The organism is Bacillus sp. N6 (assembly GCF_052805735.1).
On record NZ_CM127843.1, the window covers coordinates 1005529 to 1024686 of the forward strand.

At 36.4% G+C, this 19158-nt stretch carries 21 protein-coding genes; 13 read left to right on the plus strand and 8 right to left on the minus strand.

The annotated features are described in order from the left end of the window. Nucleotides 1-54: 54 nt before the first annotated feature. The 5 genes from glpF to ACUXVC_RS05225 all read left to right on the plus strand — a co-directional run bounded on the left by glpF (nt 55) and on the right by ACUXVC_RS05225 (nt 5419). Complete coding sequence (gene glpF / locus ACUXVC_RS05205; protein WP_095691286.1) at nt 55-876, plus strand: glycerol uptake facilitator protein GlpF; 822 nt, start codon at nt 55-57, stop codon at nt 874-876. 13 nt (nt 877-889) lie between these two features. Further along, complete coding sequence (glpK, locus tag ACUXVC_RS05210) at nt 890-2380, plus strand: glycerol kinase GlpK (RefSeq protein ID WP_446025957.1); 1491 nt, start codon at nt 890-892, stop codon at nt 2378-2380. A gap of 133 nt (nt 2381-2513) precedes the next feature. After that, nucleotides 2514-4196, plus strand: a complete 1683-nt coding sequence (gene glpD, locus ACUXVC_RS05215) for an aerobic glycerol-3-phosphate dehydrogenase (RefSeq protein ID WP_000672829.1) — start codon at nt 2514-2516, stop codon at nt 4194-4196. A gap of 121 nt (nt 4197-4317) precedes the next feature. Beyond that, nucleotides 4318-4650, plus strand: a complete 333-nt coding sequence (locus tag ACUXVC_RS05220; RefSeq protein WP_000356630.1) for a PadR family transcriptional regulator — start codon at nt 4318-4320, stop codon at nt 4648-4650. After that, nucleotides 4643-5419 (plus strand): VanZ family protein, encoded by a 777-nt coding sequence (locus ACUXVC_RS05225; protein ID WP_144465837.1) that lies wholly within the window; start codon nt 4643-4645, stop codon nt 5417-5419. The genes ACUXVC_RS05220 and ACUXVC_RS05225 overlap by 8 nt, the downstream gene beginning before the upstream one ends. A gap of 442 nt (nt 5420-5861) precedes the next feature. Here the strand turns inward: ACUXVC_RS05225 and ACUXVC_RS05230 are convergent, their stop codons facing one another. Then, nucleotides 5862-6026 (minus strand): hypothetical protein, encoded by a 165-nt coding sequence (locus tag ACUXVC_RS05230; protein ID WP_000561154.1) that lies wholly within the window; start codon nt 6024-6026, stop codon nt 5862-5864. 612 nt (nt 6027-6638) lie between these two features. Here ACUXVC_RS05230 and ACUXVC_RS05235 point away from each other — a divergent pair. The 3 genes from ACUXVC_RS05235 to ACUXVC_RS05245 are packed head-to-tail and all read left to right on the plus strand — an operon-like array spanning nt 6639 to nt 8845. Next, entirely contained in the window at nt 6639-7172 is a 534-nt protein-coding gene (locus ACUXVC_RS05235; protein WP_446025958.1) for a sigma-70 family RNA polymerase sigma factor, read from the plus strand. Nucleotides 7173-7176: 4 nt separating this feature from the next. Then, complete coding sequence (locus tag ACUXVC_RS05240) at nt 7177-7584, plus strand: PadR family transcriptional regulator (RefSeq protein ID WP_000390160.1); 408 nt, start codon at nt 7177-7179, stop codon at nt 7582-7584. A 7-nt stretch (nt 7585-7591) separates the two neighbouring features. Continuing rightward, nucleotides 7592-8845 carry an FtsW/RodA/SpoVE family cell cycle protein gene (locus tag ACUXVC_RS05245; RefSeq protein WP_446025959.1) on the plus strand — a complete coding sequence of 418 codons (1254 nt, stop codon included), beginning with the start codon at nt 7592-7594 and terminating at the stop codon, nt 8843-8845. A 4-nt stretch (nt 8846-8849) separates the two neighbouring features. On the opposite strand, the gene helD is transcribed toward ACUXVC_RS05245, so the two are convergent. Then, complete coding sequence (gene helD / locus ACUXVC_RS05250; protein WP_043935327.1) at nt 8850-11186, minus strand: RNA polymerase recycling motor HelD; 2337 nt, start codon at nt 11184-11186, stop codon at nt 8850-8852. A gap of 276 nt (nt 11187-11462) precedes the next feature. On the opposite strand from helD, the gene ACUXVC_RS05255 reads away from it, so the two are divergent. After that, complete coding sequence (locus ACUXVC_RS05255; protein ID WP_144465835.1) at nt 11463-11708, plus strand: cytoplasmic protein; 246 nt, start codon at nt 11463-11465, stop codon at nt 11706-11708. 203 nt (nt 11709-11911) lie between these two features. On the opposite strand, the gene prsA is transcribed toward ACUXVC_RS05255, so the two are convergent. Further along, nucleotides 11912-12784 (minus strand): peptidylprolyl isomerase PrsA, encoded by an 873-nt coding sequence (gene prsA, locus ACUXVC_RS05260; protein ID WP_016124241.1) that lies wholly within the window; start codon nt 12782-12784, stop codon nt 11912-11914. A gap of 423 nt (nt 12785-13207) precedes the next feature. Further along, nucleotides 13208-13402, minus strand: a complete 195-nt coding sequence (locus tag ACUXVC_RS05265; protein ID WP_000172690.1) for a hypothetical protein — start codon at nt 13400-13402, stop codon at nt 13208-13210. 115 nt (nt 13403-13517) lie between these two features. Here ACUXVC_RS05265 and ACUXVC_RS05270 point away from each other — a divergent pair, with 115 nt between their 5' ends. After that, nucleotides 13518-13853, plus strand: coding sequence for a DUF1878 family protein (locus ACUXVC_RS05270; RefSeq protein WP_064532789.1), 336 nt, complete (start codon nt 13518-13520; stop codon nt 13851-13853). A 5-nt stretch (nt 13854-13858) separates the two neighbouring features. Here the strand turns inward: ACUXVC_RS05270 and ACUXVC_RS05275 are convergent, their stop codons facing one another. The 3 genes from ACUXVC_RS05275 to ACUXVC_RS05285 form a co-directional block, all read right to left on the minus strand. Continuing rightward, nucleotides 13859-14416, minus strand: coding sequence for an HTH-type transcriptional regulator Hpr (locus ACUXVC_RS05275; RefSeq protein ID WP_000834924.1), 558 nt, complete (start codon nt 14414-14416; stop codon nt 13859-13861). A 298-nt stretch (nt 14417-14714) separates the two neighbouring features. Then, nucleotides 14715-15077 carry a YtxH domain-containing protein gene (locus ACUXVC_RS05280; RefSeq protein WP_000030302.1) on the minus strand — a complete coding sequence of 121 codons (363 nt, stop codon included), beginning with the start codon at nt 15075-15077 and terminating at the stop codon, nt 14715-14717. A 180-nt stretch (nt 15078-15257) separates the two neighbouring features. After that, nucleotides 15258-15692, minus strand: a complete 435-nt coding sequence (locus ACUXVC_RS05285; RefSeq protein WP_001016835.1) for an HIT family protein — start codon at nt 15690-15692, stop codon at nt 15258-15260. 562 nt (nt 15693-16254) lie between these two features. On the opposite strand from ACUXVC_RS05285, the gene ecsA reads away from it, so the two are divergent. Genes ecsA through ecsC form a run of 3 tightly spaced genes read left to right on the plus strand, consistent with a single transcriptional unit; the run spans nt 16255 to nt 18923 of the window. Then, nucleotides 16255-16998 carry an ABC transporter ATP-binding protein EcsA gene (gene ecsA, locus ACUXVC_RS05290; protein WP_001292597.1) on the plus strand — a complete coding sequence of 248 codons (744 nt, stop codon included), beginning with the start codon at nt 16255-16257 and terminating at the stop codon, nt 16996-16998. Beyond that, complete coding sequence (ecsB, locus tag ACUXVC_RS05295; RefSeq protein ID WP_446025960.1) at nt 16991-18202, plus strand: ABC transporter permease EcsB; 1212 nt, start codon at nt 16991-16993, stop codon at nt 18200-18202. Before ecsA ends, ecsB begins: the two co-directional genes overlap by 8 nt. Before the next feature lie 13 nt (nt 18203-18215). After that, nucleotides 18216-18923, plus strand: a complete 708-nt coding sequence (ecsC, locus tag ACUXVC_RS05300) for an ecs operon protein EcsC (RefSeq protein ID WP_000634126.1) — start codon at nt 18216-18218, stop codon at nt 18921-18923. A 40-nt stretch (nt 18924-18963) separates the two neighbouring features. Here ecsC and ACUXVC_RS05305 read toward each other — a convergent pair whose 3' ends face one another. Continuing rightward, the gene (locus ACUXVC_RS05305; protein WP_144465833.1) at nt 18964-19089 is read right to left on the minus strand and encodes a YjcZ family sporulation protein; all 126 of its coding nucleotides are present in this window, start codon (nt 19087-19089) and stop codon (nt 18964-18966) included. Between the last annotated feature and the right edge of the window lie 69 nt (nt 19090-19158).

A 19158-nucleotide genomic window follows, 5' to 3' on the forward strand; every position in this document is an offset into this window, starting at 1 on the left:
TCATTTTACCTCTATCACATTTGGAAGCGTTTAAATTGATTGTGGAGGGATACTATGTCAGCATTTTTAGGAGAGTTAATAGGGACTGCGTTGTTAATCGTACTTGGTGGCGGCGTTTGTGCTGGTGTAAGTTTAAAGAAATCGTTTGCGAAAGATTCAGGTTGGATTGTTATTACAATGGGCTGGGGCTTAGCAGTAGCGGTTGCAGCGTATGCGGTTGGATCAATTAGTGGGGCACATTTGAATCCAGCTTTAACGATAGGACTAGCATTTAAGGGAGCGTTCCCATGGAGTGACGTACCAGGTTATATCGTAGCACAAATGATTGGGGCAATTATCGGGGCAGTTATCGTATATTTACATTACTTACCACACTGGAAAGAAACAGAAGACCCAGGAACAAAGTTAGGTGTATTTGCAACAGGTCCAGCAATTCCGAACACATTTGCAAACCTTTTAAGTGAAATGATTGGAACATTCGTTTTAGTATTTGGTATATTAGCAATTGGTGCAAATAAATTTGCAGATGGATTAAATCCATTTATCGTAGGTTTCTTAATTGTAAGTATTGGTTTATCATTAGGTGGGACAACAGGATACGCAATTAACCCAGCACGTGATTTAGGTCCGCGTATCGCACACTTCTTCCTTCCGATTGCAGGAAAAGGCGGTTCAAACTGGAAGTATGCATGGATTCCAGTAGTAGGTCCAATTTTAGGTGGATCACTTGCAGGTTTATTCCATCAAGTTGTATTTGAAGGAAAACAAAATTCAGCACTTATTTATGTGATTATCGCAACTGTGATTGTACTAGCAATCTCTTATATGACAAGTAAAAAAAGCGGAAGCAATAAAAATAGTAGAAAAGTAGCATAAGGGGGAAACCGATATGAAAAAATATATTCTTTCATTAGACCAAGGAACAACAAGCTCACGTGCAATTTTATTCAATAAAAAAGGTGAAATTGTTCATTCAGCTCAAAAAGAGTTTACACAACATTTTCCAAAGCCGGGCTGGGTAGAGCATAATGCACAAGAAATTTGGGGATCTATTTTAGCAGTTATCGCAACTTGCTTAAGCGAAGCAGATGTAAAACCAGAACAAATCGCTGGTATCGGTATTACGAACCAACGTGAAACAACGGTTGTATGGGATAAAACAACTAGTAAACCAATTTACAACGCAATCGTATGGCAATCTCGCCAAACAGCTGAAATTTGTGATGAGTTAAAAGAAAAAGGTTATAGCGAAATGGTTCGCGAAAAAACAGGTCTTTTAATTGATGCATACTTCTCTGGTACGAAAGTAAAGTGGATTTTAGATAACGTTGAAGGTGCAAGAGAGAAAGCAGAAAACGGCGATCTATTATTCGGAACAATTGATTCATGGCTTGTATGGAAACTATCTGGTGGTAAAGCACACGTAACAGATTACTCAAACGCATCACGTACGTTAATGTTTAACATTCACGACTTACAGTGGGATGATGAGCTTCTAGAAATGTTAACAATACCAAAGAGTATGCTTCCAGAAGTACGTCCATCATCTGAAATATATGGAGAAACAATTGATTACCACTTCTTCGGTCAAAATGTACCGATTGCAGGTGTAGCTGGTGACCAGCAAGCAGCATTATTTGGACAAGCTTGTTTCGGTGAAGGTATGGCGAAGAACACTTACGGAACTGGTTGCTTTATGTTAATGAACACAGGTGAAAAAGCAGTAGCTTCTGAGCACGGTCTATTAACAACAATTGCATGGGGAATAGATGGTAAAGTAAACTACGCATTAGAAGGAAGTATTTTCGTAGCAGGTTCTGCAATTCAGTGGTTACGCGACGGAATGCGCATGTTTAAAGATGCAAGTGAGAGTGAAGTATATGCTTCTCGCGTTGAATCAACTGACGGTGTATACATTGTACCAGCGTTCGTTGGACTAGGAACACCTTACTGGGATAGTGAAGTACGCGGCGCTATGTTTGGTGTAACACGCGGTACGACGAAAGAGCATTTCATTCGTGCAACGCTAGAATCTTTAGCTTACCAAACGAAAGATGTATTATGTGCAATGGAAGCAGATTCAGGTATTGAACTGAACACATTACGTGTTGATGGCGGAGCAGTTAAAAATAACTTCTTAATGAAGTTCCAAAGTGATATTCTAGATGTTCCTGTAGAGCGTCCAGTGATCAACGAAACAACGGCTCTAGGTGCAGCGTACTTAGCGGGTCTTGCGGTTGGATATTGGAAAAACCAAGATGAAATTAAATCACAGTGGCATATGGACAAACGCTTTGAACCAACGATGGAAGCGGAAACAAGCGAAGAGCTATATGCTGGATGGAAAAAGGCAATTGAAGCAACAAAAGCTTTCAAATAATCATAAACAGTGTTATAATGGTGACAAGTTAATAATTCGGTAGGAGATTTGGAGAGACCACAACGCGCTATAGAGGCGAAATCTATAGCGGAGTTTGTGGTCTCTTTTTTCGTTATCAAAGGGAGGAATTACCATGAAATTTTCAAGTAAACAACGTAAAGACGTATTAAACGGAGTAAATAAACAAGAGTTAGATGTGATCGTAATTGGTGGAGGTATTACTGGTTCTGGTATTGCATTAGATGGAGCAACACGCGGGTTATCAACAATTGTGTTTGAAATGCAGGACTTTGCAGCAGGTACATCAAGTCGTTCAACGAAGCTTGTACACGGTGGTCTACGTTATTTAAAACAACTTGAAGTGAAAATGGTAGCAGAGGTGGGTAAAGAGCGTGCGATCGTATATGAGAACGGTCCCCATGTAACAACACCAGAGTGGATGTTACTTCCGTTCCATACAGGCGGTACGTTCGGATCATTTAGTACATCAATTGGTCTTCGTGTATACGACTTCTTAGCAGGTGTAAAACGAAGCGAGCGCAGAAAGATGTTTAACCGTGAAGAAACATTAAATAAAGAGCCTCTTGTGAAAAAAGAAGGATTAAAAGGCGGCGGTTACTACGTAGAATATCGTACAGATGATGCGCGTCTTACAATTGAAGTAATGAAAGAAGCGATTGAGCATGGTGCGAAAGCTGTTAACTACGCAAAAGTAGACAGTTTCTTATATAAAGATGGAAAAGTATGCGGTGTACGTGTAATTGATTTACTAGACGGTGAAGTATATGAAGTTTACGGTAAGAAAATTGTAAACGCAGCTGGTCCTTGGGTAGATACACTTCGTGAAAAAGATAACTCGAAAAAAGGAAAAGTACTTCAGTTATCAAAAGGTGTTCACTTAGTAATTGATCAAAAACGTTTCCCACTCGGGCAAGCGATTTACTTCGATACACCAGATAAACGTATGGTGTTCGCGATTCCTCGCGGAGGAAAAACATACGTAGGTACAACAGATACGTTCTATGATAAAGACGCAGCTGTACCACAAATGACAACAGAAGATCGCACATACATCATTAATGCGATTAACTACATGTTCCCAAGCGTGAAAATTACAGAGAAAGACATTGAATCAAGCTGGGCTGGTGTACGTCCGTTAATTTATGAAGAAGGTAAGAATGCATCTGAAATTTCTCGTAAAGATGAAATTTGGACTTCTGAATCTGGTTTAATTACAATCGCAGGTGGTAAATTAACAGGATACCGTAAAATGGCTGAAATGGTAGTAGATTACGTAACGAACTTATTACAAAAAGAAGGTCATAGCGCATATCCGAAGAGCGATACGAAACATATGCCAATCTCTGGTGGACATGTAGATGGTTCACACGGATTCCCAGCATTTGTTGCGAAAAAAGCAGACGAAGGTACAAAATCTGGTTTAACGAAAGTACAAGCAGAAGAGTTCGCGAAATTCTACGGCTCTAACGTTGATGTACTGTTCGACTTAGCGAAAAAACATAAAGAAGAAGCGAAAGAATACAACATGCCGCTTGAAGTTCTAATCCCACTTGTATACGCAATGGATTACGAAATGACAGCAAAACCAGTTGACTTCTTCGTACGCCGCAGAGGCGCTGTATTCTTCAACATCCACTGGGTATACGAGTGGAAAGAAGCAGTAATCAACTACATGGCTGCGAAACTAGGCTGGAGCAAAGAAGAACAAATGAAATATACAGCTGAACTAGAAAAAGCACTAACAGACGCTGTAATTCCTGTAGATCAACAAGAACAGGCAGCTGCGTTAGCATAAAATAGAGAACCACCTGAAGGGAAGCCTTTAGGTGGTTTTTTCTTTTTTTATGGAATATTCTTCTAACTATATTGCGTAACGACATATGTTGTTATACGATGTATATAAGGTGGTGGTATTGTTGGATAAAGAAATCTTGAAGGGAAGTATAGATATTTTATTGCTTTCTATCATTGCAAAACGTGATACATACGGATACGAAATAGCTCAAAGTTTAAAGGATGCAAGTGAAGATTTGTATAGTATGGGACAGGGAACTTTGTATCCTGCTTTAAAGAGATTAGAGAAAAAGGAGTTTCTTGAATCTTATTGGAATGAATCTGAGAATGGGATGAAAAGGAAATTCTATACTATTACAGATAAAGGGAAAAAAGAATTGCAGAAGAAAGTGAACTCTTGGGAAAGTGTAACAGCATTAATTCAAGCTTGTCAGAAAGGAGTTATTTATGAGTGAATTTGATGAGTATATTAAGTCTATTTTAGCCTATTCAGAACTTAGTGATATTGAACAGGATGAGTTATTTCTAGAAATGTATGATCACTTGAACAGCTTGAAAGAAGAATATATGGAACAAGGTATGAATGAAAAAGAAGCGATTTATAAAGCGATTCAAAGTTTTGGAGAATCAAAAGTTATTGGCGTAGAGATTAATAAATCGGTATACGAAGTTCCTAGGCCATTAAAGGTGTTATCAAAAGTTTTATGTATTCCTTATATAATCATTTGTTTTATTGTCTTTTTAGGAACGTTTATTTCAACTTCTACATTTGACTCTGTTCGCAGTTTGACAGGTGGTGGGACTGTCTATCATCCCATTGAATTTTGGCAGCAATTTTTACATATATCTGATTTAGAAACGTTATTACAACTTTTTGGAATAACACTTTGGCAAGTTAAAGATTTTATTGCACATCCAGGTCCTTGGGGAAACTCAACTTATTGGTTAAGCGTTTTACAACATATAATATTAGTAGTTCCATTCGGATTTTTCGTTCCAGTGCTGATTAATAAAGTGACTAACTATAAGAAAGCTCGTAAGTGGTATGTTATGACCTTTCTTGTTTGGGAGATATTACATTTACTAACTTTGTCTGATGTTTTTGATGTGTGGCGGATTGCTATAAATATGTTCGGTGCGTCGGTAGGATATCTTTTATTTATAAGCATAATGCAACTGGATAATAAATTTAGGGTTATGCGAAAGAAGATATTTGAAAATTAGCTCGCTATTCTGTAGTTTAAATTATACAAATTTAATTTGATGGTAATAGAGTATCGCTGAAAACATAGGTACTATGTAGTGAGAGGATTTTTTATATTCGTAATAGGTGTTGTTCCTTGTTTAATCCTACTGTTATGAAGCGGGTCCATAATCCGTCTTTATTGGTGCTATAAATGATGAGAGCGGCACAGCTGAACTAGAAAAAGTCTAGATCAACAAGAGCAGGTAGCTGCGTTAGCGTAAAATAGAGAACCACCTGAAGGGGAGCCTTTTAGGTGATTTTTTCTCTTGACTAAAAATAAATAAAATGTGTTACAATGATGATAGAGTATTTAGTGTGAATTTTGCATAAAATAAAAAAGACAGAAGCCTGAGAAACTTCTGCCTTTGTAACCTAACTTGCTATTGTGGTGGTAGTAGGTGCGGTTATAAGACAATTACATTAACGTTTTAGCCGAGAACCGCCCTTACCTTTTCCACGAAGCAGGGTGGTTCTCGCTTTTTTGTATACAGAAATTAGCCATGGACCGACGTATCTTCTACCGATGACAACGCCAGCTCCGGTTAGGATACCATACACTAATTTAATTACAAACATCGCGATCATATTATCACCTCCCCCTTTTTTTCAAAATGGAAGAGATGATTGCCACACCTACTAGTTATAGCTTATTAAGTTACGTATTCATTGTATTATGTTTTAAAATAGGGAACAAGACATATGGATGAAAAGCCCTAGTTTTAAATGGTGGTTGTGTAAATTGTGGTTTATCATATATAACCTGTTTATGAGTTTCCTACAAGTTAAGGTTTTCATGCAATTGCGTTATGTATAGAAGTTTAAATACTACACTTGTATGAAGAATATATTAGTTTTGATATTTTCGATTCATCTTTGTATGGCCATGATATATTAGATTCTTTAAGTGAGCGTTAGAAAGAAGGAGGACTCGATTAAATCGGTTCTCTTTTTAATTTAGCGATGAGGGGAATCTTGATGATATAAAACTAAGACAAAATCCTTATTGTAAACTTAAAGAGCGCCTTGGGAGAAAGACGCTCTTTAGGTGAACGCATTGTAACGACTATTCGGTTTATTATATGTAATTTACTGAGGAAGTGCTTTATAAAAAATGTGATTGCCAATCGTATTTTTTTATACATTTATAAAACTTTTCCATACGGTGCGTCGTCTAATATATGGGAAGGAGGAAATGATGTGGATGAATTAACGATAGAAGCGTTTGAAATAGAAGATAAGGAGGACCTTATCGACGAAATAATGAACAAGTATGGACAAGAAGTCCTACAGCTTGTGTATTCGTATGTGAATAATAAAGAGGTTGCGGAGGATTTAACGCAAGATATATTTGTGAAATGCTATAAATATCTTCATACATATAAAGGGGATTCGAACTTAAAAACATGGTTATGGAGAATTGCAATCAATCATTGTAAGGACTATTTAAAAAGTTGGTATAACAAAAAAGTTATCGTGACAGAGGATGACTTTACGTATATGGAGAGTCAAAAAGAAAGTGTGGAACAAACTGTCATTCAAAATGCGGAGGATCGTGAACTGGCTTCTGCAGTAATGAGTTTACCGATAAAATATCGAGAAGTGATTTATCTATTTTATTATGAGGAATTATCAATTAAAGAGGTTGCTACGGTAATAGAAGTGAAGGAAAACACGATAAAAACGAGACTGAAAAAAGCGAAGGAGCTTTTGAAGAAAGGATTGGAGGAATAATCAAATGGAAGATCGATTAAAAGGTTTGCGAAAATCAATGGAGAACACAACGTTTAAACATTTGAGTTTTTCTGATCAGCACCAAAAGCGGGTGCGCGAAAAAATCAATCAATCGTCCGAAAAGGAAGAAGACATCCTTTTAGCAGTGTTGCAACTTCTTATGAATGAAAAAACAGGTTATGAATTGATGCAGTTACTGCGGGGGAGAGGAATTCAAAAATTCGAAGGTGATGAAGGATCTCTATACACTTTATTGCATCGTCTAGAACAGAATCGCTTTATCCAATCTAGCTGGGATCATGCGGGAGCTAAATATTATCAATTAAATGATAAAGGAAACAAGATGCTGCGAAAGGCAGAGAAGAATGCTACGAAGGCACGATTTATATTAAAAGGATTAGTACAGGAGTGAGGCGGAATTGAACAAAAAAGGGGAGCGTTTTTTAAAAGAAGTTACGAACCATATTAAATCAAAAGAAGCGATGGATTTGGTGGCGATGGAACTAGACTTTCACTTAAAACAGGCGAAGAATATGTGGATGGATAAAGGATTAAGTGAGGAAGTTGCTGAAGATAAGGCTGTTGAACAAATGGGAAGTCCAATTAAGCTTGGCCAGGAACTGAATAAATTACATAAGCCAAAGGTTGATTGGTTCTTAATTGGTTTATTAGTGGCTGCGATGGGGCTAGGATTTTTGCCAGTTTTAGCTCTTGGACATGCTGACTTATTAATGAATAAGGTGATATTTGTAATTCTTGGTGTTACAACAGCGATTGGGATGATGCTATTTGATTATCGGAAGTTAGAGAGACTCGGGTGGCTGTTTTATACAATTGGTGTACTTATCTTGTTAGCTATAAAATGTTTTCCGACTATTTCTGTGAATGGGGAAGCGTTAATAAAAATTGGTCCCATCAAAATTGACTGTTTAATGACAATACCATTCTTTTTTCTAGCCTGGGCTTCATTTTTTAATAACAGTAGATTAAAGTTTATACATCTTTTCATGCTGTACGTATTTTCTTTATATCTATTTTTAACTACATCAATTATGGTGCCGATTTATATTTATATTACGATGGTATTCGTTATGCTTTGGTGGAGTAAGCTAGGAAAGAAAACAGCATGGCTCATTACTATTTTACCAATTTTTCTCTTCATTATTAGGGATTTATTTTCCTGGCCTGCTGTAAAAGAATACCGGATAGCTAGAGTTTTAGGGTTTTTAAACCCAGAGCATGATCTATGGTATTTACGTTTAAAAGAGGCGATGTCGTCGGCAGGTTGGTTTGGTACATATGGAAATATAAAGTCTATCCCTGCTGCGCATACTGATTTTGTATTTGCAAGTTTGACTTACTATTATGGATATGTGCTTGCGCTAGTTCTTGTCATTATTCTTTCTCTTTTTGCAGTAAGAATAATGAACATAGCTTATAAAATAAATGACGGTTATGGTAAATTGCTGCTCGTTGGCGGAGTGACTCTTTTTGTAATCCATTTTATTTGTAACGTTGGCATGATTTTAGGATTATTACCGCGTGCTTCTATATCATTACCTTTTATTAGTTATGGATTAACACCGACTGTATTCCATGCGCTTTTAATGGGGATTGTGTTAAGTGTATATCGACGTAAAGATATTCCTTTTAGAATGAGAAAAACACCTTGAATCATCAAGGTGTTTTAGTTATTAGTTCAAAACTATCCGAATCAGCCCCAAGCACAAAAGGACTAACTTCGCCAACACTATAAAGTTGCAACTCATGCATCGCGCGCGTACAAGCGGTGTAGAACAATCTACGTACGCTCTCATCACTGTATACATCTTCAGAAGTATCATAAATAATAACAGCGTCAAATTCAATACCCTTTGCTAAATAAGCAGGTATCACGACGATGCCTTGCTCATACTCGGCTGAGTTACTCTTCACGAGTTTAATATTCTCGATATGATGGAGTGCTTCGTATGCAGCGGCGCTTTCAGTTGCGGATTTACATATAATTGCGATCGTGTTGTGATTTTGTTTTTGTAGTTCAGCAACTTTAGCAGTAATATGCTCATGAAGTTCGCTGTAATCAGCTACTTTCGTCACTATAGGTTTCTCGCCGTCACGTTCAAAGGCGTGAATGTCTTTTCCTTCTGGTACGAGATTTCGTGTAAATTCAATAATCGGTTTTGTTGAGCGATAGCTACGAGTTAAGTTAATGCCGTTCGTTTCATCTGGTCCGTATAAGCTAGTAAGTGTATTAAAATTCACTGTTTCACTCGCATGGGCAAATATTGCTTGGTTAAAGTCCCCGAGTACCGTCATTTTTGCGGCAGGGAAGAGACGTTTTAAAAACTCGAACTGGAACGGAGAGTAATCTTGTGCTTCATCTACGAGTACATGTTTAATCGATCTATTCGTTTGGAAGCCTTCAATTAATTCTTTTAAAAGTAAAAATGGAGTCGCATCCTCGTAATATAGATTTCCTTCATCGAGCATGTTCACTGTTAATGAGCAAATGTCATCCCATTCTTTCGGTTTTTCTCCAGTAACCCATGATGCATCTATGAAAAGTTGTTTATATATGCCTGTAAAATTGATAAAGCGCAATGTTTGAACGCCTTTACGAAGAGGCTTCAATTTTTTACGGACAATCATACGTCCGAGTACTTTCGTTTCTTTCTCATAATCATTAAAGGAGTTGTCGTCAAACTCGCCTTTTTTCTGCAAGTATTTATAAGCCTTTTGATATTCATCTTTACTAAGTAATTCAATTTCTTCTTCTACCCAAGGCTTTTTCAGTTCTGCTTTTTCAAGTGCATCTATTTGCTTATTTAGCCAATCCGTTAACTTCTCAATTCGACTATGGAAGCGGAGGGAGGAGTCGGTATTGTAAAATTGCTCTGTAATTTCTTTAGCAGAGGCAATCAGTTTTCCTCTAAATTTCATTCCTCTAAATAGCATGCCTGAAGTTTCAAGAGATTGTCTGTACGCTCTAATCATTTCGAAAAATTGAGTGGATGCTTTAAATCGGATGCTCGTATTTCTAATTTTGTAATTTGCGCTATTTGTTTCAGTTAGCATATATTCTAATTGTTCGTAAGGATCTTCCACATCAAATGACTTACTTAGTCTATGATTTAAATATTCTTGGAATGTTACTTGTTGCATATTTTCTTCACCGAGTTCAGGTAGTACGTTAGATACGTAGCTATTGAACATAGAGTTAGGGGAGAAGAGAATAATTTGATCCGCTTTTAGCCATTCGCGATATTTATATAGTAAGTAGGCGATTCGCTGCAGGGCAGCTGATGTTTTACCACTACCAGCAGCTCCTTGAACGATAAGGAGTCGGCCTTCATCGTGACGGATAATTTCATTTTGCTCACGCTGAATCGTAGCGACGATGCTCTGCATATGTTTGTTTGTACCTTTCCCGAGCGCTTGTTGCAGGATTTCATCACCGATTGTGAGGCTCGTATCGAACATGGAATCAATCTCGCCATTTTGAATAATGTATTGTAATTTTTTCTCCACATTACCGCGAATTACGCCGCCTGGTGTGTTGTATTCAGCCGGTCCTGGTGGATAGTCGTAATAAACACTTGAAATTGGGGCGCGCCAGTCATAAATAAGAAAGTTTTCTCCGCTTGCATCAGTAAGGGTAGAAACACCGATATAGATTTGTTCTGCGGCAGGTTCGCCTTCTTCAGTAAAATCGATGCGTCCGAAGTAAGGTGCTTTTTGCATACGTCGCAGCGCGGCAAGTCGATTAAAGGTGTGTTTATGGGTGATTTGTGTAACAGCTAGTGATTGAGCTTGTTGTCTTAAGTTGATAACTGTTTCAAGGTAATCATCAAAAGTATCTGTATTCACTTTAACGTCATCCCAGAAGTGTTTACGGATGTTGATTACTTCTGCCCGGCGTCTGCCAGTTTCGTTTTCCAGCTTATCAATTTGCTGCGTAATCGTTTCGATTACGGTATCCAATCGTTTTTGCTCTAGATCAAGTTTTTTGTTCATACGTAAGCACTCCTTTAAAAGTGAAAAATAGAGGTTGACTGAAGAAAGGTTTTGTTGTACAATTAAAATACGGATAAATACGTTCTGTGTATTTTAGAAAACGTGTTTCTGTACTAATTTAACATAGTTTCTTAATTTAATCAATAATGATGAGATAAACCCTTGGTTCCACGCGTTGTGAATCAAGGGTTTTTTGTTTTTCTGTAAGAAAGAATTGTGATTTTACCGAGGATGATCTAAGTAAAGCGTAGAAAAAATCAGGAATAGGGGATGCTGATGGAAAAATATTTTGAGGAAGCACATCGTTTTTGTTCTCGTAATAGAAAGCACTTAGAAAAGGATGTTATATGTGGTTGTTTCTATTGTTTAGAAATTTTCCATCCAGAAAAAATTACAGAGTGGTGGGATGATGATAACACAGCAGTTTGTCCGCATTGTGGGATTGACTCTATTATAGGGGAAAGTTCAGGATTTAGAATCACAGAAATGTTTTTAAATGAAATGCATAAAAGATGGTTTTAGTTAAACGAATGACAAAATAAACTTTCGGTAACGAAGATAGTGTAAAACTAACTAAGATTTTACACTATCCATAAAATGAAAAAGACGTTATCCTTTCTATAGAATAGAAGAGTCAATCATGTAATTTCATTTACCCAATCTGTACACAATTTCCCCCTGGAAGAGGGGACATAAAAAAGCTCGGGCTTAGCCCGAGCTTTTCATTATTTCTTTTCGTCTTTTTTATCGTCAGCTTTTGGCTCTTTGAAAAGATCTTTTAAATCTTTATCGTCAACTTTTACGTCAGCTTTTTTGATTTCTTTCATCATAAGGTCGTTCATGAATTGTCCATCTTGTACTTTTTCTTGAGCTAGTGATTTTTTAATATCAGCTTTTGCTTTATCGAAAGTTGCATCTGCGTGATTATCAGTTACTTTAATAATATGGTAACCAAATTGTGTTTTTACAGGTTCGCTTACTTCACCTTTTTTCAACTTTTGAGCTGCTTCTTCAAATTCTTTTACCATTTTCCCTGGTCCGAAGAATCCTAAGTCGCCACCTTTTTCTTTTGAACCTGTATCTTCAGAGTATTGTTTTGCTAATTCTTCGAAAGATTTACCTTGAGCAAGTTCATCTTTCACTTTTTTAGCAGTTTCTTCATCTTTTACAAGGATATGACTTGCTTTAATTTCTTTTTTATAATCCTCGAATTTTGCTTTTACATCTTTATCGGTAATTGCTTGTTCAATCGCTTTTTCTTGAGCTAATGAGGCACGGATAGTATTTTTAAATGTTTCTTCTTTCATGCCTTGTTGTTTTAATAGTGTATCGAATTGATCACCAACTTGTTTTTTCGTTTCATCAAACTTTTTGTCTACTTCTTTTTCATCTACTTTGTAGTTTTTAATAAGTACTTTTTCCATAACCATGTTATTTAGTGTTTGTTTACCAGTTGGTGAATTTTTCATTTGTTCATAGAACTCTTCTTTTGTAATGTCACCAGCTTTAGATGTAACGATTTTGTCTGATGATGATGTTCCACATGCTGATAATGCGATTACACTTGTTGCGGCTAAGGCAAGCATAGCTTTCTTCATTCGATAAACACTCCTACTATTATGTATTTTTAATTTATCCTACACCGATGAATTTTAAATTCATAAGAGCCCGATTAAGTCTCACTGATACTTTTGCTTTTTATATTGGTAAAGCGCGCTTAACAGGGCTTACCGTGGCTGAGGATAAAGTTTTGATGAATGTTTTGTTCTATAGTATAAGCAATATGTACAAAATTTAATATATCATATTTCGACGCGTTTTCATATTGATAAAGAAAAATTAACCAGTACGTGTCAGATTTTGAAAGTGTGCCATATTGGGCGTATGCCGCATATACAGAATAGAGGAGGGGATGGGGATGAATTCTCAACTTATTTTATTACTTGTACTGTTTATTTTATTGGTTATTGTAGGTATAATTTGCTTATAGAGGAAAAAAGTGAGGAAGGGGCTTTCCTTCCTCACTTTCCATGAAATATAATTTCTATATAACTAGAAATTAATAAAATTGTTATACATACATTAATAACCCGAAAGACACCGGGCTGGCGGCTCGCAGCTATTTGTTTTCGTTCACACAGTGTATGTGTCATGAAATTCGTGTAAAATATAACAAGAAGTGCGAATGCGACAAAAACAACTGTTATAAGTGTCATGAGGCGAGACCTCCTTTTGGCTAAAATACATATACATATATTGTATCACACGATATTTTGTTCGTGTTACAAAATTCAGAAATAGAAGACTTTGTGTTAGAAAGTGAGGGAGAAAATGGACGTTGTTAGAAGATTAGAACAAGCTGAATACTACGTAGACCTACTATTTAAAATGATTGATGAAGAGAAGTGTCCATTTTATTCTTTGATCATAAAGAAAAAAGCTCGTAAAAAAGATATTGAACGTATACTAAATCTTTGTGAAAAACTGAACGAGCAATATGTAGTGGAGAAAGCAGAAGGGCTTCTTTTGTTCGATGCGCTGTTAGATAAATTTGAAAAAGCGCTTCCACATCAGCTCGAAGTACACGAAACTGCGGAAGCGCTAGCAAAACAAGGTTTATTTAAGCCGCTTATGAATGAATTCTTAAGCATGATTGCGAAAAAATAAATAGATTATTTCTTAACTAACTTTTGATCGGATTCTGTAAAGTTCTCTTCAATATCTTCTAATGATTTCTCAAAAATATCGATAAAGTCTTGTCCGTAAATATTACGCAGGATTGCAATCAGTTCGATATTTTCTGGGAACTTCCCATAAAAATTACGAAGTGCAAGAGCCCCATTAAACACTGAATTATTTTCAGGATCATACTCCTCCATTAAGCGAAGTAGTAATTCTTCCCCTTTGTCTGTAATTTCAATGTACGTATTTCGTTTATCATCTTCCTTTTTTGAGAATACAAGATAGCCGCGTTCTTCCAGCTTTTTCGAGAAGTTAAACGCCGTTGATACGTGCATAACTCCAAACTTAGCAATCTCAGAAATAGAAGCCCCTTTTAAATGATAAGCGATTGTTAAAATATGATGTTCATTAATATTTAAATCGTAAGGTTTAATCCACTGCTGCCAATCTTTCTCTACACATTTCCATAACGCTTTCGATAATTGAGCAATGCGTTGGCTGAAAATCATCGCTTCTTTTACCGAGTAATCTTTTTCTCCACTTTTCATTTACTCACCCACTTTAACATTCTTTTTCATTACTATCTATTATGCCAGTAAAATAAAAATTAATAAAGTCTTTTTGTAAGAATTGTGAAAATTTTTTAACAAAATGACATTCTATACAAATCATGCATAACTATGGAAGCGTTTTATGAGTCATGAATACATGCGTTGTCCTTACATGTTAATTGATAACATATATTGTAAATGCATAAAAACACGGCATATCTATACGATATGCCGTGTCAAGGTCAATTTATATAAAAAATATTTGTTATATGCAAAAAACTAAGCAGGAATTTGTTTACGCTTTTTCTGGAACAGCTTCTTGCAGTTTCTCAATTGACTTTTGGATGTCCAAAATTTCTTTCTCAATATGGCGCTTGTTTTGAGAAATATCTTGTTTCCAGTTAGAAAGCGTGTCTTGCATGTCATCTTTTAATTCTTGGAACACTTCTTTACCTTCTGAAGCAGTTTCAACAATTTGACGCTTTAATAATTTCGTATCAGCTGTAATATCAGCTAAAGTCTTTTTAATATCATTTCCTTTTTCTTTTAACTTGCCGCGCATGTCTTTACCAGAAGAAGGAGTTGAGAAAAGAACGGCTAGTCCAGCAACTGCTCCCCCGCAAATAACACCTGTAATAAAGGATTTAGCTTTTGACATAAAAGGAGACCTCCTTATTTTTTGTTCGTATTCATGATGTAAAACAATATGCATATCTTTCTTATATGTGCTATGCACAAACAATCATCCCTGAGCATTTTAAGTGAAGAAACAAGCCATGCGGAATTTGATGACTTCAGGGAAGTGGCTTGTTATGTATTACGCCTTCTTATAGTGTCATTATTTCACACTATTTGCAATTGTACTTGCGATGTTTTGTAAATTTTCCATAGTGTATTCATTTTGGTGTGATTTCCAAACAGCACCGAAACCATCTTTTTCACCGTAGCGTGGAATTAAATGAAGGTGGAAGTGGAACACAGTTTGTCCAGCTTTTTCACCGTTATTGTTAAGTAGGTTAAAGCCAACTGGATTAAACTCTGCTTTAATCGCGTTTGCGATTTTTGGAACGACAGAAAAAATGTGTGATGCGATTTCTGGCGTTAACGCAAAAATGTCTTGTTTGTGAACTTTCGGAATAACAAGAGTATGTCCTTTTGTTACTTGACTAATATCTAAAAATGCAAGCACATGTTCATCTTCGTATACTTTTGAGCAAGGGATTTGCCCGTCAATGATTTTACAAAAAATACAATTGTCTGCTGTATGATTCATTGATCTCATCCTTTCAAATATCCTTAGCCGTATTTTACCATAATTACATAAGAGAACAAACACGAAAAACAGGAAGCTGACTCAGCTTCCTGTTTTCTGAAGAGGGATTGAAAAAGCATTATCGTAATTTACGTTTCGCAGACACCTCATTTATTTAAGAAATGCACGGTAAATCGGCTAAAGTTTCTGCCGTAGACACCCCATTTTCAAGTGAAATGAATTGCAATCTTTTTTAAAATGAAATTGTTTATTTTTTAAAACAGTATATGCTCTTTCAGAGACACCCCGTTTCGAAAATGAAACAAATAATCTGGTTATGTGTAAATTTCATTGTCCAACATGGACACCCCATTTCATGATGACTTCACTATGTTGTTGTACTCATCAATTGGTGGTTGCTTTTTCAATGTGTTCCTTCTTCACTAATTATGATGTCCGCTTTCGGGAAAATATATGCTAATAAATTTAAAATTTTTTTTTGAGTACATGGATACTATGTAGTACAGCATAATTTTTGGTAAGATGAATATAGAATGAATACTAATGAAGAAAGTGGTGTCGTATGAGCGAGTTATTGCGTGTAGAAAATGTTACAGGAGGATATACGAAACGACCTGTATTAAAAGATGTTTCGTTCTCTGTTAATAAAGGCGAACTTGTCGGCTTAATCGGTTTAAATGGAGCTGGTAAAAGTACGACGATTAAACATATTATCGGTTTAATGGAACCGAAAAAAGGAACTGTCACAATTAATGGGAAAACAATTCGTGATGATATGACAGCATACCGTTCTAGTTTTTCGTTCATCCCAGAAACACCTGTATTATATGATGAGCTAACGCTAGAAGAACATTTGAAGCTAACAGCGATGGCGTACGGTGTCGATGAAAAACAATATGAAGAACGTGTAGGACAACTATTACATGAATTTCGCATGAAAAATCGTTTAAAATGGTTTCCATCTCATTTCTCAAAAGGGATGAAACAAAAAGTAATGATTATGAGCGCGTTTTTAGTTGAGCCATCTCTTTACATAGTAGACGAACCTTTCGTTGGATTAGATCCATTAGCAATTCAATCACTTCTTCAAATGATGGATCAAATGAAAAAGAGTGGAGCCGGTATTTTAATGAGCACACATATTTTAGCGACGGCAGAGCGTTATTGTGATTCGTTCATTATTTTGCATCAAGGTGAAGTAAGAGCGAAGGGAACATTAGCTGAACTACAATCACAGTTTAATATGCCGGGTGCAACGTTAGATGATATTTATATTGCATTAACGAAGGAAGAAGACTATGAATAGCACAGCATTATGGAAAGAACGATTTCGTCACTTTCTAAAAGAAGTTCGTACATATAGTAAATACGTATTTAATGATCATTTGAAATTTATTTTTGTATTTATCATCGGCGCAGGAGCGTATTATTACCAGCAATGGTTACAAACGTTAACATCTTCGTTTCCAACTGCGCTCGTAATGGCAGTATTAATTGGACTCGTGTTAACAGCTGGATCCATTCAAACGTTATTAAAAGAAGCAGATCTCGTTTACTTACTGCCAGTAGAAGCAAAGTTAAAACCTTATTTCACAAAGGCATTTCTCTTTACATTTATGATTCAGTTATACATAATCGCGATCGTAGCAGCTGCGCTTGCTCCGTTATACTTCCAACAAATGAAGCAAACAGGTGCTGGCTACATATGGATTGTCCTCGCATTTGTCATTGTAAAAGCGTGGAATTTATTCGTCGTGTGGGAAAAATCATTTTTAACAGATCAAAATATACAAAGGGCTGATTGGTTTATTCGTTTTATCTTAAACGGTTTATTTGTATACTTCCTTGTAGAACGTACTTCCGTTATGTTTATTGGCGGAATCATACTTCTCATGGTGTTATACCTTGGGCTGCTACATCAAATGGTGAAGGGAAAGCCGCTAAACTGGGAGTATTTAATTTCTGAAGAAGGTAAGAAGATGATGCTGCTGTACCGCATCGCGAACATGTTCGTTGATGTACCAGCATTAAAAGAAAGAGTATCTCGCCGAAAATGGCTGGATTTCATTCTGTCGATAATCGGCGAAAAGCGTACATATTTATACTTATATACGAGAACATTTTTAAGATCAGGTAACTATTTTGGATTATATGTGCGTCTGCTCGCTCTTGGCGGAGTTATTCTTTACTTCATTCCATTTTTATATGGACGATTTATCGTAAGTTTTATTTTCCTATACTTAATCGGTTATCAGCTATTAACTTTATGGAAACATCACCGCATGAAAATTTGGCTTGATTTGTATCCAGTAAAGGTAGATGAAAAGAAGAAAGATTTTCTTACTTTATTAAATGCGATTCTAATCATCGGGAGTATAATCTTTACAGTTATATTTGCACTTGCGACGAAAGATTTCATGATGACGGGAATTTTACTAGTCGTAAGCATAGTATTTAGTATCGGTTTCGTTTATCAATACGGGGCAAAACGTATTGAGCGTTTAAATTGAAGGGAATGAACCTATGATTACATATGAAGAAAAGGTTATAAAAGAACTGGAGCAGTGGAAAGCTACATTCATGAAAGATTCTTCTATGATGACACGGTTCTCAAAGAAAGTGCAGACGAAAGTACAACAGCTTATTCCGGCGAAAGTGCAAAAAGTATTAACAGAAACGATTCGGATGATGGTACAAACAATTAGCGCCGGATCAAACTTTATAAAGCCGAAATTAAAAGAGACGAACTGGTCATTGCAAAGACGAGACGATGAAGTACGTAAAAAAATGGATGAGTACAAAAAAATAGCAGCGGCAGAAGGAGCAGGGACGGGAGCAGGCGGTATTCTCCTTGGCCTTGCTGACTTTCCGCTTTTACTCGGCATTAAAATTAAATTTTTATTCGATGCAGCAACATTGTACGGATTTGATACGAGCGACAAAGAAGAGCGCCTTTTTATCCTTCACGTTTTCCAGCTTGCCTTTTCAAGTGACGACCACCGAAAAGAAATATGGAAAGCCATCGAAACGTGGGATACAGAAGAAGAAAATCATATGGACTGGGAAAAGTTCCAAACAGAGTACCGAGACTATATCGATTTAGCAAAAATGCTTCAGCTCGTACCAATAATCGGTGCCCCGGTCGGCGCGTATGCGAACTATCAATTACTGCAAAGACTTGGGGAAGTAACGATGAATTGTTATCGTATGCGGTTGCTGAATAGGGATTAAAAAGAAGGCGTCCTACATGTGTAATGTAGGACGCCTTTTCTTAGAAGCTAAGTCCGATATAGCTAACTCCAACTATAATCAATACGATAAAAAGTACAATGATTAATGAAAATCCGCTCTTACCAGCTTTTCCCGCTTCACCGCCGCCATTACCACCAAGTCCCATATGATATCCTCCTTATTGCTATATATTGCTTTTACTTTATAACTTTCTGTATTTTCCAATAAACACCTT

Coding starts and splice junctions, on each gene's coding strand:
- ACUXVC_RS05230 (WP_000561154.1), bottom strand. CDS start 6,026: ATGATCGCGATGTTTGTAATTAAATTAGTGTATGGTATCCTAACCGGA.
- glpK (WP_446025957.1), top strand. CDS start 890: ATGAAAAAATATATTCTTTCATTAGACCAAGGAACAACAAGCTCACGT.
- glpD (WP_000672829.1), top strand. CDS start 2,514: ATGAAATTTTCAAGTAAACAACGTAAAGACGTATTAAACGGAGTAAAT.
- ACUXVC_RS05265 (WP_000172690.1), bottom strand. CDS start 13,402: ATGACACTTATAACAGTTGTTTTTGTCGCATTCGCACTTCTTGTTATA.
- prsA (WP_016124241.1), bottom strand. CDS start 12,784: ATGAAGAAAGCTATGCTTGCCTTAGCCGCAACAAGTGTAATCGCATTA.
- helD (WP_043935327.1), bottom strand. CDS start 11,186: ATGAACAAAAAACTTGATCTAGAGCAAAAACGATTGGATACCGTAATC.
- ACUXVC_RS05240 (WP_000390160.1), top strand. CDS start 7,177: ATGGAAGATCGATTAAAAGGTTTGCGAAAATCAATGGAGAACACAACG.
- ACUXVC_RS05225 (WP_144465837.1), top strand. CDS start 4,643: ATGAGTGAATTTGATGAGTATATTAAGTCTATTTTAGCCTATTCAGAA.
- glpF (WP_095691286.1), top strand. CDS start 55: ATGTCAGCATTTTTAGGAGAGTTAATAGGGACTGCGTTGTTAATCGTA.
- ACUXVC_RS05280 (WP_000030302.1), bottom strand. CDS start 15,077: ATGTCAAAAGCTAAATCCTTTATTACAGGTGTTATTTGCGGGGGAGCA.
- ACUXVC_RS05270 (WP_064532789.1), top strand. CDS start 13,518: ATGGACGTTGTTAGAAGATTAGAACAAGCTGAATACTACGTAGACCTA.
- ecsA (WP_001292597.1), top strand. CDS start 16,255: ATGAGCGAGTTATTGCGTGTAGAAAATGTTACAGGAGGATATACGAAA.
- ecsB (WP_446025960.1), top strand. CDS start 16,991: ATGAATAGCACAGCATTATGGAAAGAACGATTTCGTCACTTTCTAAAA.
- ACUXVC_RS05305 (WP_144465833.1), bottom strand. CDS start 19,089: ATGGGACTTGGTGGTAATGGCGGCGGTGAAGCGGGAAAAGCTGGTAAG.
- ACUXVC_RS05275 (WP_000834924.1), bottom strand. CDS start 14,416: ATGAAAAGTGGAGAAAAAGATTACTCGGTAAAAGAAGCGATGATTTTC.
- ecsC (WP_000634126.1), top strand. CDS start 18,216: ATGATTACATATGAAGAAAAGGTTATAAAAGAACTGGAGCAGTGGAAA.
- ACUXVC_RS05285 (WP_001016835.1), bottom strand. CDS start 15,692: ATGAATCATACAGCAGACAATTGTATTTTTTGTAAAATCATTGACGGG.
- ACUXVC_RS05255 (WP_144465835.1), top strand. CDS start 11,463: ATGGAAAAATATTTTGAGGAAGCACATCGTTTTTGTTCTCGTAATAGA.